Source organism: Psychrobacter sp. (genome assembly GCF_041554015.1).
GTDB lineage: Bacteria > Pseudomonadota > Gammaproteobacteria > Pseudomonadales > Moraxellaceae > Psychrobacter.
Genome location: NZ_JBFFMS010000046.1, coordinates 1 through 16,802 on the forward strand (window position 1 = coordinate 1; position 16,802 = coordinate 16,802).

15 protein-coding genes and 1 tRNA gene are annotated in these 16,802 nt (G+C 43.1%); 5 read left to right on the forward strand and 11 right to left on the reverse strand.

Annotation, left to right across the window (positions count from 1 at the left end):
* Positions 1-33 precede the first annotated feature (33 nt).
* The 4 genes from ABYU67_RS10695 to ABYU67_RS10710 all read left to right on the forward strand — a co-directional run bounded on the left by ABYU67_RS10695 (position 34) and on the right by ABYU67_RS10710 (position 5,693).
* Positions 34-110 (forward strand) — tRNA-Asp (locus ABYU67_RS10695).
* Between the two features lie 714 nt (positions 111-824).
* A complete protein-coding gene (locus ABYU67_RS10700) occupies positions 825-3,188 on the forward strand; it encodes an ATP-binding protein (RefSeq protein ID WP_372845027.1) in 2,364 nt (787 codons plus the stop codon).
* Positions 3,189-3,221: 33 nt separating this feature from the next.
* Positions 3,222-4,160 carry a response regulator gene (locus ABYU67_RS10705; RefSeq protein WP_372845029.1) on the forward strand — a complete coding sequence of 313 codons (939 nt, stop codon included), beginning with the start codon at positions 3,222-3,224 and terminating at the stop codon, positions 4,158-4,160.
* Between the two features lie 768 nt (positions 4,161-4,928).
* Positions 4,929-5,693, forward strand: a complete 765-nt coding sequence (locus ABYU67_RS10710; RefSeq protein ID WP_372845031.1) for a DUF5020 family protein — start codon at positions 4,929-4,931, stop codon at positions 5,691-5,693.
* A 148-nt stretch (positions 5,694-5,841) separates the two neighbouring features.
* Here ABYU67_RS10710 and modB read toward each other — a convergent pair whose 3' ends face one another.
* From modB to ABYU67_RS10760, 10 genes are all read right to left on the reverse strand, one after another.
* Positions 5,842-6,543: a molybdate ABC transporter permease subunit gene (modB, locus tag ABYU67_RS10715; protein WP_372845033.1), complete on the reverse strand. Its 702-nt coding sequence runs from the start codon at positions 6,541-6,543 to the stop codon at positions 5,842-5,844.
* Between the two features lie 209 nt (positions 6,544-6,752).
* Positions 6,753-7,580, reverse strand: a complete 828-nt coding sequence (gene modA, locus ABYU67_RS10720; protein WP_372845035.1) for a molybdate ABC transporter substrate-binding protein — start codon at positions 7,578-7,580, stop codon at positions 6,753-6,755.
* Positions 7,573-8,064, reverse strand: a complete 492-nt coding sequence (locus ABYU67_RS10725; protein WP_372845037.1) for a molybdenum cofactor biosynthesis protein MoaE — start codon at positions 8,062-8,064, stop codon at positions 7,573-7,575. The genes modA and ABYU67_RS10725 overlap by 8 nt, the downstream gene beginning before the upstream one ends.
* A 61-nt stretch (positions 8,065-8,125) precedes the next feature.
* Positions 8,126-8,410: a MoaD/ThiS family protein gene (locus ABYU67_RS10730; RefSeq protein ID WP_372845039.1), complete on the reverse strand. Its 285-nt coding sequence runs from the start codon at positions 8,408-8,410 to the stop codon at positions 8,126-8,128.
* Positions 8,411-8,476: 66 nt separating this feature from the next.
* Complete coding sequence (moaC, locus tag ABYU67_RS10735; protein WP_372845041.1) at positions 8,477-8,983, reverse strand: cyclic pyranopterin monophosphate synthase MoaC; 507 nt, start codon at positions 8,981-8,983, stop codon at positions 8,477-8,479.
* A 36-nt stretch (positions 8,984-9,019) separates the two neighbouring features.
* Positions 9,020-9,769 carry a molybdenum cofactor guanylyltransferase gene (locus ABYU67_RS10740; RefSeq protein WP_372845043.1) on the reverse strand — a complete coding sequence of 250 codons (750 nt, stop codon included), beginning with the start codon at positions 9,767-9,769 and terminating at the stop codon, positions 9,020-9,022.
* On the reverse strand, positions 9,770-10,303 hold the full coding sequence (gene moaB, locus ABYU67_RS10745; protein ID WP_372845045.1) for a molybdenum cofactor biosynthesis protein B: 534 nt from the start codon (positions 10,301-10,303) through the stop codon (positions 9,770-9,772).
* A gap of 60 nt (positions 10,304-10,363) precedes the next feature.
* Positions 10,364-11,467 (reverse strand): GTP 3',8-cyclase MoaA, encoded by a 1,104-nt coding sequence (gene moaA / locus ABYU67_RS10750; RefSeq protein WP_372845047.1) that lies wholly within the window; start codon positions 11,465-11,467, stop codon positions 10,364-10,366.
* Between the two features lie 249 nt (positions 11,468-11,716).
* Positions 11,717-13,006, reverse strand: a complete 1,290-nt coding sequence (gene glp / locus ABYU67_RS10755) for a gephyrin-like molybdotransferase Glp (protein ID WP_372845049.1) — start codon at positions 13,004-13,006, stop codon at positions 11,717-11,719.
* Positions 13,007-13,198: 192 nt separating this feature from the next.
* Positions 13,199-13,714 (reverse strand): hypothetical protein, encoded by a 516-nt coding sequence (locus tag ABYU67_RS10760; RefSeq protein ID WP_133105196.1) that lies wholly within the window; start codon positions 13,712-13,714, stop codon positions 13,199-13,201.
* Between the two features lie 352 nt (positions 13,715-14,066).
* Between ABYU67_RS10760 and recJ the strand changes: the two genes are divergently transcribed.
* Complete coding sequence (recJ, locus tag ABYU67_RS10765) at positions 14,067-15,902, forward strand: single-stranded-DNA-specific exonuclease RecJ (protein WP_372845051.1); 1,836 nt, start codon at positions 14,067-14,069, stop codon at positions 15,900-15,902.
* Positions 15,903-15,957: 55 nt separating this feature from the next.
* Here the strand turns inward: recJ and ABYU67_RS10770 are convergent, their stop codons facing one another.
* Positions 15,958-16,620, reverse strand: a complete 663-nt coding sequence (locus ABYU67_RS10770) for a trimeric intracellular cation channel family protein (protein ID WP_372845053.1) — start codon at positions 16,618-16,620, stop codon at positions 15,958-15,960.
* Positions 16,621-16,802 lie beyond the last annotated feature (182 nt).

Below are 16,802 nucleotides of genomic sequence, written 5' to 3' on the forward strand. Positions count from 1 at the left end.
GCTAAGTGGTTAAATAAACTAAGTACGACCTAAGCAGCGGTAGTTCAGTTGGTTAGAATACCGGCCTGTCACGCCGGGGGTCGCGGGTTCGAGTCCCGTCCGCTGCGCCATATTTAAAACTTAGTTTTAATACAAAAGTTTAAACCTCAAGTATTTATACTTGAGGTTTTTTTGTGTCCGCATTTCCTCTTCAAGCCTTTACTTATCAGACCAAGCTAATTCTTCTCTAGTATCCTATCAGAAGTAACTGACTCTTTCTTATCGCATCCAATAGAGATTTATCAATAGATAAACCCGCTTGATAAAGTTGGCGGTCTAGAGTCTAAATGACCAAACAGTGACCATTTTGTGACCAAGATTGTTAAAAGTTGATTCTCAATAAACCCAATCGTTATATTGTAACGCGAAACTGGTATAAATTTTTCTGGCTTGCTGCGTCTACGCCAACAGCGGCTGCGTAAAATTTATTTCAGTCCTGCTGTATTGTCCTAATACTCGATTCATTATAGGTTCGTCTTTTTATTGTCGTATTCTCTTAAAATAGTCAGTCTCCGATAATTGCTGGGCAGTTGAACCTGACTTATGCTCGCAATAAAAGAAGTGTCGTTTATCCTAAAAAACTCGCAGAAATAAGTAATGAGAAGCTCATATAACTTCTGCATATAACCGGACAATACCAAACATACGGTAAAACACGATTATTGTCATCGTATTGTCATAACGGCATCGTATTCTTGAGCTCACTATAAATAGCGGTTGCGTCATACTCATGTCTTTAGTCAATCACTGACTTATCGATGATAGTTAGCGCATAGATATCAGGTATGTTTATGAAGGTTGTTGGTCGGTTTGCTAGTATTTCCACCCGTATATTGATTATTTTAACATTGGCTTTTTCACTGATTATTTTAATGGTGTATTGGGTCATCGAAACCCAAGCTAAGCCGCGCATACTGGAGATGACCTCAGAGACAGTGGTTGAAACGGGTAATGAAGCCATTAATAGTATCATGGCGAGTATCAATCATGTCGATGGACTGGCGAAAGCGACCAGTACGATGGCGGGCGGCTTACCAAAACAAGATGCCCTGTATAAAGAAACCTTTGGCAATCTCATGCAGCAAACAGATCAACGCATTGTAGGTGGCGGTGTATGGTTTGACCCAAATATGTACGCTCAGGGCCGAGAGCGCCAGTCGTTTGTATGGGCGCGTGATGAGTCAGGCAGTATGCAGCCATTAGAGGGTTATAATCAAGCGCGCCAAACCCCAAATCCCTATTATCGTGATTGGTGGTACATTCCTGCGATGTACGCGCGTCATGACCACTGTGTCTGGAGCCGTGCTTATGTCGATCCGGTGAGCAATCAACCGATGATGACGTGTGCCAAGGCTTTGTACGACAGTCGCAATCAGGCTTTTGATGGGGTGGTGAGTTTTAATCTGTTACTCGATAATCTCGGCGAGGCGATGAAAAAGTGGCAAGATAAGCTTGGCGGTTATGTTTTTTTGGTAGACCTCGACAATCGTTTTTTGACCTTTCCCGATCAGTCGATGGTCATGCGCGCCACTAAAGATAGCGGTCAGGACGAGGTCATAACGACAAGTCAGTTGGCTGCAAGTAACCCTAGCTTTGCCCCTATTGCGGACAGTCTAGATAATATCAATCAAACACTGATCGATGAGGCAGTGGCCAAAGATGAAAGCCGCTATACGCTCGCTGCACGTAGTATTCTAAGCACGACCAATCTGAATAAAATCAGCGAGCAAGAGTCCAAATTACTCTCAGCATTATTGCTGTTAAATATCGATCAAACGTTTAACTTGGTAGACAGTCATTTGGTCGATACCATCGCTGTACCCAATGACTTTGTGTTGCAGCAGCCCGCCACCGCCTTCGTATTTCGCATGCCATTTACATATTGGAAGATGGTTATCGTCAAGCCTGATAATGACCTGATGAGCGTGGCAAATGCCCTGTCTAATAAACTCATTCAAGCCATGCTATTGGGCTTTATTCCTATCTTATTATTAACCGCCTGGGTGTTTCGTCGCTACTTTACGCGGCCGCTAAAGCAGATGGCACAGTCAGTGGCTGATATGGGGATGCTCATTGAACAAAAAAAATATCAACAATTAAGTGCACACAAACTGCCTTATTCAAATGTCAGCGAGATTCAAATCATTAGTGAGCAGACCAATCAATTGATTGACCGCGTTGTCGAGAATGAAGGCGCACTTGCCGAAATCAATGTGCATCTAGAAAAACAAGTCGCCGCCCGCACGCAAGACTTACAGCAAGCCATGGATGAGTTAAAAGCCTCACAAGTGCATCTGGTACGCTCCGAAAAAATGGCTACATTGGGTCAAATGGTGGCAGGCGTAGCGCATGAGGTCAACACGCCATTAGGCTATGTGCGAAGTAACATGGAATTGGTTGGCGATAATCTCATGCATTTTGATGAGTTGCTACAGCATACCGACCAATTATTGCAGGCCTTAAAAGCGCCAACTACTAATCAAGAACAAGTCGAGCAACTGATAGAGCAAACCTTACAATGCTGCGATGAGATTAAAGAAGATGAAGTAAGTGAAGATTTGGCAGATTTGATTAAAGATGGACTTTACGGCGTCGATCAGATTGCAGAGCTGGTCGTCAGCTTGCGTGACTTTTCTCGCATTGATGAATCTAAGGTAAAGGATGTCGATATCAATGATTGCATCAATACCTCATTGATTATGGCGCGCAATAATTTAAAAACTCTAGACGTCAAAACCAATCTAGCCGAGTTGCCGCCGATTCAATGCAATCCTTCACAGATCAACCAAGTATTATTAAACCTCTTTAATAATGCCGCCCAAGCCATGCCGATTGATCATAAAGGGACATTGCAAGTGAGCTCATCTATCGATAAGGCGCAGCAGCACATTGTCGTCAGTGTCAAAGACAATGGTATCGGTATCCAAGAAAATACGCTGGTGAAGATTTTTGAGCCGTTTTTTACCACCAAAAAAGCAGGCGATGGCACAGGGTTAGGGTTGGCCATTACGGCACAAATCATCGAGCAACACGGTGGACACATCGAGGTTAGCTCAATCGTTGGCACAGGTACGACCTTTACTATTAAGTTGCCAATACAGTCTAGTGCTCACGAACCTAAACCTTCACAAGCCTTATTTGAAAGTTGAGAGATTTCCAATCACTTATTTAAAGAGAGCGTCATGCAAAAACCAAAAATCGCTTTTATCGATGATGAGCCACGTATTTTACGCAGTTTAAAAATGCATTTTCGCCAGTCACATGATGTATTTACCACCACTGATGCTAGTGAATTGATGAAATATGTCAGCGAGCATGATGTCCAAGTGGTCATCAGCGACCAACGTATGCCAGACAAGCAAGGTACAGAAGTGTTACGTGATATCAAAGCGGCTTCACCAAATACACTGCGTATTTTGCTGACCGGTTATGCAGATTTGAATGCAGTGATTGACTCTGTGAATGAGGGCGAAATTTATCGTTATATTACAAAGCCATGGCAGAATGATGAGCTTAAACAAATCGTCAATAAAGCCACAGAAATTGCTCAGCAAACCCAAGAAATCATTCAAAACACTATGCAAGGCAATGATGCTCAGCACTGCGTTGGTGGACGCACAGGCAGCAATCGTAATATATTGGTATTAGATGACGATGAGAGCGTCTATCAGCAAATAAAAAGTCATGTTAAGAGCGCTTATACTGTGAGCTGGGCCAGTAACCTTGAACAGGCAGCCAAGTTATTACAAAAAAAACGCTTTGGCGTCACGATTACCGATTCGACACTCAATAAAGAGAATATCACCCCCATCGTTTATGCCTTAAAAAACATTCAGCCAGATCTGATGGTTCTTATGTTGACTGAATTCAAAGATGCCCATATGGTTATTGATTTAATTAATAAAGGTCAAGTATATCGCTGTCTACCACGGCCGACCAACTTCTCTATCATGAGTATCAGTCTTGATCGTGCTTTTGATCATCACGAAAGATTGGTGCAGCAGCCGATACTGGCGGCGCGCCATCATGTTGAGGAAGTAACAGAATCGGAGGCTTTGAATTTTTCTGACAGACTTAAGGGTTTCTTTGCCAAGTTCAGAGGCTGGCGCCTTATTAGATAACATAGGGCAAGCCAAACAGCCTCATGCACCATTCATTTGCTGTAGTGGGAATAGTAAAGTGAATGCAGTATTAAAACGATAAGGTGGGACTAGGATGAATTTTACGCCAACTCTATCGATATAGGTGCAGCACGTCAGAAAAATTTATACCAGCTCCGCGTTGCAATATAACGTATTGGGTTTATTGAGAATTGACTATATAGCATATCGGTAATATGAGTCCTGTCCGCTGCGCCATATTTCAAACCTAGTTAGCTTTTTAAGTGTCAGCCTCAAACATTAAAGTGTTTGAGGTTTTTTTATGCTTGAAGATTTTCCAGACATTTTATTAGCAGTTTATTTCTGAAAATAATGATATTTCTGTCTCCTTTACAAAATTAATATTCTTGACCATTTGGTCAGTTAATTTAATGAAATCATAAACTTAGCTGATATCAACAACTTACAGTAGGTTTTTTACCGATTTTTGATCTTAAAAGGCAGTTGTCAGCCTTCATGAAACATGCTTAACTGTTTCAAAGTGTTAACAATTGCTGCCAAAAACGAGACTGTCAACATAAGCTATCAAGTTTTTTTTATGGTTTTAGCAGCATTGATGTTGGTTTTGATAACGCTTTTTTACTAAAAGCCGATAGCCTTTTCCCCTCTAGCAGTACGGGTGCGTTTTAACAGGAAGTTAAACCCCGTTTACGACCATGACAACATAACTGTGATAATCATGGTGCAATGCTGCTAGGCATCAACGACTGTAAATAAAGGAATACTACTGTGCGTGATCATTTATCTATAAACCTACCACTCATCACTAAACCCCTTACTTGTGTGCTTGTTGCCATGGCAGCTTTTGGTGCTATAAGCAGCGCTCAAGCAAAAGTCCTTTTCACGGATACCAGTATCTCAGCACTGTACGGTACCGATTATGAGCTAGTACCTCAAGAAACCTTAACCACCGTTACTTTAGAGCATGCCTCGAGTCATAATTGGGGCGGGGTATTCTTCTTTGTCGATCGCCATCAAGGTAAAGAAGATACGGCTGGTAAAGAGTTTAAAGAAACCTATGGTGAGCTTGCGCCCAAGCTGAAGCTTGCCACATATGATAATAGTTTTATCAAGCAAGTTAACTTAGCGGGTCAGTACGAGTTTGGTTCAAACAGTAATGGCTTTAGTCAAGACAACTACTTAGTGGGTGTCGGTGCCGATTTAAACATACCTATACCCGGTATGAAATATGCGTCGGCTTCTATATACCATGCATTTAATGAAAATACCGATGACGATCAGCAGGTTACGCTCACCTATGGCTGGGAGAAAAATAACTTTGTCGTAGATGGCTATGTGGATTATTCGTTTAATAATGACGATGCAAAAAATCAGCTGCATATCAATCCGCAACTAAAATACAATTTGCAAGAAGTGCTCGGTATTGATAACCGCTTAGAAGTCGGTATGGAATATAGCTACTGGAAAAATAAATATGGTGTCGATGGCGTAGACCAAAATGCCGCAAGCGCTTTGGTAAAATTTCATTTTTAAACAGCCATGCATTTTTAGATATTGACAAAAACCCTCATGTTAACCTTGGTTAAATGAGGGCTTTTTGTGAATATGAATAAAATAAGCGTATAACAGGTGTGTAAGACAGTGCAGAGCGCTAAAAGAAGTGTGAATCTAACGCCTACGCTTATAGGCGCTGATAGAGTCGACTGACACTTGCAATAAGCGCCACCATGCCCATGCCCATTATGATAAGAATAGCAGACATCAGATGCGCGCCATCGTAATTTAAGGCTTCTACCTGCTCATAGATAGCGATAGAGACTACTTTGGTCTCCCCCGAAATACTGCCACCAATCATCAGTACCACGCCAAACTCGCCAATGGTATGCGCAAAGCTGATCAAGCTACCAAGGATAATGCCAATACGAGCTTGCGGTAAAGCGACTCGTATAAAGCGCCTAAAACGACTGGGTTCTAGTAGGCTTGCAACCTCCATGACACTGGCTGGGATACGTAAAAATTGCGCGTAGACAGGCTGTACAAAAAAAGGCAAGGAGTAAATAATAGAGCCAATCACCAGCCCTTCAAAGGTAAAGACAAAGGCATTGATATTGTATTGCAACAGCCACTTACCAATACCAAAATTGGGGCTCAACAGCAATAATAAATAAAAACCAATCACAGTAGGCGGCAAGACCAGCGGCATCGCAATCACCCCCATGAGCATGATTTTGATACGCCCCATAATACGACCACGGCTCGGCTTTGCTAGCCAATAGGCTAACGGGGTTGCAAGTACCAGCAAGCATAGGGTCGTGACACCAGCAAGCTTGATGCTCACCCACACAGGAAGCAGCATATCTAAAATGAGAGACTGAGACATCATGGCGTTGTTATCATCTACCTTTTCTTCAGTGGCTTACTTACAGGATATATTTATAGAGGTTAGTCATGGTGCTATGGCATTTAAACTGCTTAATATCATAATATAAAGGCGTGTTTACAGCGCTCGCTTTAGCTGACTGTAAGCACGCCTTTCTTCATAAAGCAAAGAGCGAGTAGTAAAAATTTTATAAAGATCATCCTGCAAAGCAGTTATTTAATGGCCAAATAGCCTGCTTTAGAGAAGTAAGCTTGTCCTGCAGGAGACCGTAGATAATCAGTAAAGTCTACCGCCATCGCGATATCATTGATAATAATACCATCTTGCAAGATAGCAGGATAAGACGCTGGTGGTAAAAGATAAAAATGCTCAGGCGCAGCTTTTATTGCTATGACTTGTGAGTGCGCCACAAAGCCATAATCGACACTACCCGTATGGGCATATTGGAACGCCTGTCCGATATTTTCTGCCTGAATGATGCGTTTTTTTGCTATCAAATCCTCATAGAGCTGTTGGGATTCTAAGTAGACTTTGGCTGATTCACCATATGGGGCAAGCTCAGGATTGGCAATGGTCATTTTGACTTTATCATCGCTTTTAAACAGATTTGTTAAAGTAGTTTGATTCAGCCCAGCAAGAGATTTGGTGGCACTATAGAGCGACAACTGCCCTTGAGTATAAGTAAAGGGCGTACGGCTAGTGCCATCTTTTAACCCCTCATCGACCAACTGCGCTGGGAAGGCTTGATTGGCGGCTAAAAAGATATCGTACGGTGCCCCTGAAGTTATTTGAGAGTAGAGCTTACCTGATGACGCAAAAGTAACTTCAATCTCTTGGTCGGGCAGATTTCTATCCGCTTTATAGCCCTCTATCATTGCAGGTAATACATCCGATAAATTGGCTGCGGCAGCGATACGCAGGATTGGCTTTGGCGCAGTGGTACTGTCGGTCTCAGCTGGCAAGTCAGTAACTTTCTCTTTGCTACAAGCTGTGAGCATAACGGTTAAGCTCAGTGCTGCTATTGTTATATTTTTACCCATTATTGCTCAGCCATTTTGAAGAGTCATCTTGATAGTATTCTTGCTTCCAGATAGGAATGTCCGCCTTTATCGTATCCAATATCCAGCGACAGGCATCAAAAGCAGGATAACGATGGGACGAAACCACCCCAACCCAAACCGCCACATCGCCAATCTCTAACGCCCCGATACGATGAATGGCGATAGCGTGAGTAATCTCAAAACGCTTTTTGGCTTCTTTGATAATGGCGCGCCCTTGGTTGAGTGCAAGTTCTTCGTAGCCATAGTAGGTCAAGCGGTTGACGCTACTGGCATTATTGTGATTACGTACACGGCCTTCAAAGCATACAAAAGCGCCGCAGCTGTCATCATCAAGCGTGCTTTTAAGACGATTTTCATCGATGTCTGAGTCTAGTAGCGCAAAGCCATCGCGCTCCGCAATAAGATAAGCCTCATCGATGCTACGCTTAATGCTCATCGACTGTCCATGTACGTGGTCTGCCATATATTGTCTCTATTTGTGATTCTTAAAATTTTTGGCGCTACAAATAAGCGTCTAAATACTATTAACCGCCTGCTACTGGAGTAATAAAAACCACGCTATCGCCATGATGAATCTTATCTGTCCACTTGGCAAAGTAATCGTTTACTGCCACACGTAGCTCTGACTGTGGACGGCTAAAGCGATGCTTTTGGTGTAGCTGCTTGTACAGCTCGGTCAATGACGTAGACTGTGGCACGCTTACGGTTTCTTCATGGCATCCGGCTTCATCGGCTAAGCTGGCAAAGTACAAAACGGTGATATCCATCGTCGTATTGTTATCGGTCGTGTTTTCTACTAAATTGCTCATAAATATCTCCATTATTTATTCATTGCCAAGCTCTACATCTATCGTATCTATATCGCTACTGTGTATTTATGCATGTTGATAGTCAGATTTGCCGCCCATCTTATTCATCAGATGCACGTTATTGATGATGATGTCGTGAGAGATGGCTTTGGTCATATCATAGATAGTTAGGCAAGCGATACTGACAGCTGTCAATGCTTCCATTTCTACGCCGGTCTTATGCGTAACTTTAACAGTGGCGGTGACAGTGATGCTGTTTTGGTTATCATCGTATGCAAAAGTTAAACCAATCTTATCTAAGGGTAGAGGATGACAAAGTGGAATCAGATCATGGGTGCGTTTTGCCGCCATGATACCTGCGATATGGGCAGTCTGGGTGATGCTGCCTTTTTTTGTCATGCCATCAGCAGCTTTGATTTGCTCATAAATGACTGCAGGAAAGATCACTTGTCCCTGCGCACATGCCTCTCTTGTGGTCGCTATTTTGCCACTCACATCGACCATGGTGATATCGCCATCGCTGTCTAAATGTGACAAGGCAGTATGTATGATTTTTTGACTGCTGGTATTCATTTCTGTTTTCTCTTAAATAGGTTTGCTCAGTAAATCTTATTGTAGAAGGTGTAAGGCGATACAGGCGCGCTCAAACTCTTTGGGCGTATTAAAATTGGTTAAAGATTGCCAGTCATCCAAAAACGCTACAGGCTGCACAATGGGCTGAATAAATCTCATCACTTGGCGCTGTCCATCGTCGATATAAGCCTTTAAAGCCGGCTCAATACTTAAGCGATAAATAGCTAACAATGGATATAGATGATGCTCATCGGCGAGACAAATAACCGATTTATCTACAGGTTGCACTATATAAGATTGCAGCTTTTTCCATAACTCGCTTGCAGCAATCAAGCTATCACAGCTGATAACCATCAGCCAAGAGCTGGGCGCATTTGACATAGTGGCTGATGTCGTTGAACCAATCAAATACTGTAATGCTGCCTCAATAGCGACCAATGCGCCGCCCGTTTTGAGCTGTTTATGATTATGATCAGCAACATCGTCAGCCGCAAGATAATCAGTGATATGAATGAGTGGCACTTGCGGATTGTTGGCCCTTAAATCTGGATCGATATCAAAACCATGACCATTATCTGCAATCATGATCGGCACGTTGTGCATGATTTCTGCGCTTAAGCTCAGCGCCTGTCTAACGTGATAATCAAGCAAGCGCTCACTGGTCGGTAAGACAAGCTCCGCTTTAGGCGAACCCATACGTGTGGATGCGCCGCCTGCTAAGATAACAATGCCTGCCAAATGATTTGAATCCTTGCTATCTTCTAAAGAGCTTGGCATAGCCGACATTTATGACTCATGGCCTGGATTGGTATGCATAAAGTGCGGAACGAAGTTACACGGACGCGTACGACTGTCGAGCTGCTCTTGTAAGATGCCCTCCCAAGCAGTACGGCAAGCACCCGATGAGCCTGGCAAACAAAAAATGCCAGTGCCATTTGCTATGCCAGCTACCGCACGAGATTGTATGGTAGACATGCCGATGTCCTCTCTTGAGATTAAGCGAAACATCTCGCCAAAACCGTCGACTGACTTGTCAAACAACACACTAACAGCCTCTGGAATACTGTCTCTAATATAGAATCCCGTACCGCCAGTGGTAATCACCGCATGAATATTTGGGTCCGCAATCCAGCCGCTGACAACGGCTCTAATCTTATAGATATCGTCGGTGATCAGTTGACGATCGGCAAGCTGATGCCCAGCTGCGGTTAATTGATCGACCAGATATTGTCCTGAGCTGTCTTCTGCCATCGTGCGACTATCAGATACAGTTAAGATCGCAAGATTAAGTGGGGTAAAAGGTGCTTGCAGCTTGCTCATAAGTATTCCTTAAGAAATATAATGTGTCACTTTAAAATTAGTACTCATTTACTAACAGCGCTAACCACCAATCATCGACAAGTTAGCCATTATGCCACTGTTCGAGTCATGAAGGTGATGATGCTCAGGCTTAATCGGCATAAAGCTGTGTAAAGTACGGACCAATCCTGCAACATCCTCTTGCTGCAAATGTGCACGAATATCGTAATTGCCTTGATCAAATAGGCACAGATGTACCTTGCCTTGACTGCTAACCCGCAGGCGATTACAGCTGTCACAAAAATGGGCTGCATATGGGGCAATCAGTCCGATACGCCCTTTATAATCAGGATGACTGTACTCAATCGCTGGACCGTCATTACTGCCGCGTTCATGAGTTTGCCAGCCGTTTTCTAGCAGATAACCGGTGATGATGTCGGTTTGCGCGTGCTGAGCAAAAAATAAGTCGCTGTTGTCACTGGTCTGCATAAATTCAATAAAACGATAAGTGACGGCTCTGTCTTTGATGTAATCAATAGCATTCATCAAATTTTCAAAGGCGGTTTCTGCCATCAAAATGCTGTTTATCTTAAGCTTAATATTAGTGGTTGCCAGCAGAGTATCCATATCAGCCAAGAGCTGCGGTAACATATCGAAGCCAGTCATCTTATGAAAAGTAGCAGCATCAAAGCTGTCCATACTGATATTCAACTGATTAAGCCCTGCTGCCTGCCAATCTGCCAAATGCTTACCAAGTTTGTACCCATTGCTGGTCATAGCAACGGTTTCAATCCCTTCGATGTTTTTAACCGTTTTGATAATCTTGACAAGGTCACGGCGTATAGAAGGCTCACCGCCTGTAATCCTGACTTTTTTGGTGCCTACTTGGGCAAAAGCACGGATTAACGTCGCAATTTCAGCGACACTCAGCTCATCTTGTGGTGGTTTACCTTGATAGCCATTTGGTAAGCAATATTCACAGCGAAAATTACAGAAATCAGTAATCGATAAACGCAGATAGGTTAGGCGTCGGGCAAAGCCATCGGTTAAGGGCTGAGGCAGGCTGGTTGCAGAGTCAGTAGACAAGACCTTTAATTCTGATGATAAATGATCATCAAAAAAATCAGATGCAGCAGTAGGCGAATATAATTGAGCATGTCCTACGGTGGGGGTAAGATGGTTCATAGATGATTACCATTAATATAAAATATAGTGTGTACTTTTAAGCGTTGCCTCAGGTTGTGAGTGAAATAGACTATTCAAGTATAAATACGACAGCGCGCCTATCAATAACCAATAACCAATACCAAGCAACAAATAACCGTTATTTAATTAATGGCTAGTATCAGAGCCGCAGTTAAATGATAAGTGTTAAATCTCAGACCGTCTATAGCCTAAAGGTTTATCCACTGTAGCATCTTTGAGCGGCATGCACTATATCCAAGGAAAAGGCTGTACTTGTACGGCTTCGCCTGCGCCGACATTTCCAGAATCTTGTGCCAATATAATAAAGCAGTTGGCATGGCTTAGCTGTTTAATACGGTGTGATTGTTGTTTGCTAAGGCTTTCAACTTGAAAGTTGCCTGATTGATCTTGGGTTAAAATGCCTCTTTGAAAATCTTTACGACCCGCTGATTTTTTAACATCGTTTTTAAGGGTTGCTATGACGGTCAATTGCAGAGGTTGTTCTGCATGAGACGCTCCTGCCATCTGCCACAAAGCCGGTATCACAAACTGCAGTGTACCAACGATGGTTGATAATGGATTGCCTGGTAAACCAAAATACAGTACAGGCTTGGCAAGCTCGTTAGTTAGCTCACCAAAGACAAACGGCTTACCAGGTTTCATGGCAACTTTATAGTGATTAATTTTGCCCAATTGCTCAATGACGGTGGTCAAAAAATCATAATCACCAACGGATACACCAGCGGTAGAGACCAGCACGTCACACGCTTGCATGGCCTTGGTGACAGCAGTGGTAGTCTTTTCTAAATCATCAGGGATAATGCCATAATCTTGAATAACTAGTGGTAAATCAAGGAGTAGGCTTTTAAGAGTGGGGGTATTAGAGTTATATATTTGCGCCAAGCTTGTCAGCTCTTGACCAATCGCTACTAGCTCATCGCCTGTTGCGAGCACACCAACGATTAAAGGTTGGTAGACGGTAACTTTATCTAGCCCCAAATTTGCCAGTAAGCTGATATCAGCAGGATTCAGCCGTTTACCTTTAGATAAAACAGTTTCTCCCGCTGCAATTTCTTCGCCTTGTTTGCGGATATGGTCATCAGACTGAGCTGTTTGGCTAAGGGTGATTGAGTATGGCTTTGATTTATCAATGCTGTCTTTTATGGCGGCAAAGTTGGTGTTTTCTTGCATGATAACGGTATCACAATCATCAGGTACGACTGCACCAGTAAAGATACGCACCCCTTGACCTGATTGGACATCACCATTATAAGGGCTGCCAGCTTGCGATTCACCAATGATGTCAATGACCGTATCTGCTGCAAGCGCGCTACCTTGAGCAATCGCATAGCCATCCATCGCAGACAGGTTTTGTCTTGGTATAGAAAAAGGCGCGACAATATCTTCCGCTAATATATGATGACAGCTGTCTACTAAGTCGTAACTAGCAACCGCTCTTTTATGGAGCGGATAGTCATTAGTAAGATACAAGTCTATGCGCTGTTTTATCTTAGCGGTGAGTCCTTCAACCGTAATCATAGATCCCTACTTATTTTAGTAATGTTGAACGATGTGTTGAACAATGTCTAGCATCAAAGATAGGTTATACCATAAGAATGGTATGACGGACAAACGTTTGATTAACCAAGCAAGGTATTCTCAATAAAAAAGCCCTGTTATGAACAGAGCTTTTTTATCAGTAAGAAGCATGCCCTTATCTAAAATAGCACTTTAGACATTTTTACCATGCTGCTTTTGCTGGATATCTTTGGCTAAGTTATAGCACTCATTGATGTGGTCAGTCGCGATTTTCTTGAAAATCATATAGCCCATGGTGCCCGCGACCAGTTGACCACCCAGTGGAATAAACTTAGTGACTTGCTTGGCAGCGATACGACCACCAAAGCCCTGAACAGTCTTTTTAACGATACCACGGGTTGCCATCAAGCCTGCAAAGTCAACAGTACGGTCTTTTAGCGCGCTCCAGTGAATAGCGCGTGACTCCAAGTCTACCGCTGCTTGACGATCTTCAAGTAAACCAAAGCGCTCACTAATCTCAGGTAGCAGCATAGTCAGCATACTAGCATCGACTGCCACATCAAAAAATGGCACCGGAACGATAGCAACACCAGCAGAAACTCTAGCGCGTCTTTTGACCATTGCCAGACATTCTTTTTTTACTTGTTCAAGGTCTAGACTTGGATCAATGGTATTCGGTAATTTTTCAGCTAAAGGGGTGGTTTTCATAGAATATCCTTAAAATAATGAAAAAAGAAACAATCAATAAGCAAATACTGCCTAGTTAAAAAGCATCTGCGCGATTTACAAGATGCCTACCATTTTATGTATTTATAAATACCATACAATCGCTGCTTTGTAGCAAAATGCTGAAAAATAGGGGTAATCTGCACCGTTTTTGTAAATGATGGCGAATGTAAAAAATGAGATTCAAAAATACACATAGTCTAGGTTCATACTAAGTACAACATAAATTACGTGATGATAAAGGTATAAGCAATCTCTAACCTTGCACCGACATGCCAAACATTACCTCTAAATTGATATTGTGAGCGCTTGCTAAAGCCAGTAGAATACGTCTATGCTAAATTTAACTACCCGTAATACCAGTACTCGCCTTGACGAGTTGCCCGCCGCGTTGCAACCACTTGCCGCCCACTCATTTACCCTTGCTCGTCTGTATGCCGGTCGCGGTATCGTGCAGCCAGATGAGCTTGACACTCAGCTCGCTGGCCTGCTACCTGCGGAGCAGCTAAAAGGTATTATTGCAGCGGTAAATCTATTAGATAGCGCCATAGATAACGGTCAGCGTATTTTGATTGTTGGAGACTTTGACTGTGATGGCGCAACCAGTACAGCGCTTATGATGCGCGCACTGACTGCCATGGGGGCAAAGGTTGATTTCTTGGTGCCTGATCGTTTTAAATATGGCTATGGTTTGACGCCAGAGATTGTCGAATTGGGTATTAAAACCTACCAACCGCAAATGATTGTCACAGTAGATAATGGTATATCAAGCCATGAAGGTGTGGCGCGCGCTCAGGCTGATGGTATCACTGTCATTATTACTGACCATCATCTGACGACTAAAGAGACACCGCCTGCTGAAGCGGTCGTCAATCCCAACCAGCTTGACTGCACTTTTGCGAGTAAAGCTTTAGTAGGCGTCGGGGTAGCGTTTTACGTACTCGGGCGACTGGCAAAACTGCGCCGTGATGCTGGCAAATCCACTGTACAAGTCAGCCAATATTTAGATTTGGTGGCGCTTGGTACGATTGCTGATGTTGGTGTGCTTGATAAAAATAATCGTATTTTGGTCCATCATGGCCTAAATGCTATTCGTCAAGGACGCGGCTGTCTTGGCATACTAGCATTACTTGAGCAAGCGGGTCGCGATCCCAAGAAATTACAGGCGCAAGACTTTGGTTTTGTCTTAGGTCCGCGTATCAATGCTGCTGGTCGTATGGATAATATGCGCATCGGTATTGAATGCTTATTAGCAGATGATTGGGCAACGGCGCAGCGATTGGCACAGGAGCTTGAGCAGCTTAACCGTACGCGTCGCCAAGTAGAGGGCGAGATGCGAGCGCAAGCCGATAATATCGTCCAAGCATTAGCGGCTGATACAGCTATTGACGCTGATGCTGAAGAAAGCGGTGATATTATCGTTCAGCATAAGCTTGAGAAAAAGAGCACCAATAGCCGCAGTATTGTGTTGTATCAAGATGATTGGCATCAAGGCGTCATCGGTATCGTCGCAGGGCGGCTAAAAGAAAGCCATTATCTGCCGAGCATTGTCTTTGCGCCCGCAGATACTGAACGTACCGGCGATGATGATGCTATCAAAGGTTCAGCACGTTCTATAGCTGGCGTGCATATTCGGGATGCTATTGAACAAGTTGCCGAGAGCCATCCTGATTTAATCAGCCATTTTGGCGGTCATGCCATGGCGGCAGGTTTAACCATCAAACGTCGTAACTTTGACGCCTTTGTGGCTGCATTTAACGCGGTGCTGGCACAGATGGATGCTGAGGTATTCGCTGAGCAAAAATTTACCGATGGTACATTACAAGCTAGTGATTTTAGCTTATGGTTTGCTGAGCATCTTGCCGAATCTAATATCTGGGGGCATGGGTTTGCACCACCGATATTTGATGGGGTATTTGAAGTATTAAACTTTAAGATATTAAAGGACAAGCATCTTAAACTGTCGCTACGCTATCCTGATGTAAAGTATCCGATCGAAGCCATTCAATTCAATTTTGATAGCAGTACTTGGGATTACCGCGCCGAAAAAGTGCATATATTGTTTGAGCTTGACATCAATGAGTGGAATGGCAAACAAAGCTTGCAGCTGATGATAAAAGATTTGGCACTGGTAAAAGGTAGGGTAGATGCAGCTAGCAGTTTAGCTTAAGACTACTGACCGTAACGATGTTAATGTATAGCTGCTAAGCGTTAACAGCCACTTCTTAATATTTCCATTCAATGGATGGAAACTGCCAGTCATAACGAATGGCAAGCATGCGTAAGGTAAAAATCGTCGCCATAGCCGTTATATCAGCAATCCAAGTGGTGACGCCAATATGGTCCAGCGCAAAATAAAGGACGCCACCTGTTAAAGCAGCGGTGATATAAATCTCTTGCTGTAGTACCAGTGGAATCTCATTGCAAATCATATCGCGGATGATACCGCCGACAATAATTGTGATAACCCCAAGTAATAATGCCACCGGCATATTTGCCCCCATGCTATCAGCTACTTTGATACCGATTAAGGTAAAGGCCGATAGACCAATGGTGTCCGAGAGTTTAAGAAAGGTATCAACGTGTCGAGAATTAGGATGAAAAAATATCTGCATCACCAGTGAAGAGATGGTGATAACCGTCAGATAACTCATATCCACCATCCAAAATAGGGGATGACGATCCAAAATCACATCGCGTACCGTACCGCCGCCGATGGCCGTCACAATCGATACCAGTAAGCAGCCAAATACGTCAAAGTTTTTGTGCTTAGCCAATATCGCTCCTGAAATACTACAAGCGACGATGCCAATCATATCAAACAGATAAATCAGTGAGCGCGGGTCAAATGTAGTAATCAGGTCAGAATCTAAAGCGATGGTCGGCATGAGTTATTCTCATTAAAGCATTTAGGCTAAAAACCATTAATATATTCTTCGTTAATCAGTTAATCAGTTAATCAGTTAATCAGTTAATCAGTTAATCAGTTAATCAGTTAATCAGTTAATCAGTTAATCAGTTAATCAGTTAATCAGTTAATGAGTTAATTAGTTAATAAGTTAATAAGTTA

What these genes read in the sequence shown, in the direction of transcription:
- ABYU67_RS10700 (WP_372845027.1), top strand. Translation starts at nt 825, where the DNA reads ATGTTTATGAAGGTTGTTGGTCGGTTTGCTAGTATTTCCACCCGTATA.
- ABYU67_RS10705 (WP_372845029.1), top strand. Translation starts at nt 3,222, where the DNA reads ATGCAAAAACCAAAAATCGCTTTTATCGATGATGAGCCACGTATTTTA.
- modB (WP_372845033.1), bottom strand. Translation starts at nt 6,543, where the DNA reads ATGATGTCTCAGTCTCTCATTTTAGATATGCTGCTTCCTGTGTGGGTG.
- modA (WP_372845035.1), bottom strand. Translation starts at nt 7,580, where the DNA reads ATGGGTAAAAATATAACAATAGCAGCACTGAGCTTAACCGTTATGCTC.
- ABYU67_RS10725 (WP_372845037.1), bottom strand. Translation starts at nt 8,064, where the DNA reads ATGGCAGACCACGTACATGGACAGTCGATGAGCATTAAGCGTAGCATC.
- ABYU67_RS10730 (WP_372845039.1), bottom strand. Translation starts at nt 8,410, where the DNA reads ATGAGCAATTTAGTAGAAAACACGACCGATAACAATACGACGATGGAT.
- moaC (WP_372845041.1), bottom strand. Translation starts at nt 8,983, where the DNA reads ATGAATACCAGCAGTCAAAAAATCATACATACTGCCTTGTCACATTTA.
- ABYU67_RS10740 (WP_372845043.1), bottom strand. Translation starts at nt 9,769, where the DNA reads ATGTCGGCTATGCCAAGCTCTTTAGAAGATAGCAAGGATTCAAATCAT.
- moaB (WP_372845045.1), bottom strand. Translation starts at nt 10,303, where the DNA reads ATGAGCAAGCTGCAAGCACCTTTTACCCCACTTAATCTTGCGATCTTA.
- moaA (WP_372845047.1), bottom strand. Translation starts at nt 11,467, where the DNA reads ATGAACCATCTTACCCCCACCGTAGGACATGCTCAATTATATTCGCCT.
- glp (WP_372845049.1), bottom strand. Translation starts at nt 13,006, where the DNA reads ATGATTACGGTTGAAGGACTCACCGCTAAGATAAAACAGCGCATAGAC.
- ABYU67_RS10760 (WP_133105196.1), bottom strand. Translation starts at nt 13,714, where the DNA reads ATGAAAACCACCCCTTTAGCTGAAAAATTACCGAATACCATTGATCCA.
- recJ (WP_372845051.1), top strand. Translation starts at nt 14,067, where the DNA reads ATGCTAAATTTAACTACCCGTAATACCAGTACTCGCCTTGACGAGTTG.
- ABYU67_RS10770 (WP_372845053.1), bottom strand. Translation starts at nt 16,620, where the DNA reads ATGCCGACCATCGCTTTAGATTCTGACCTGATTACTACATTTGACCCG.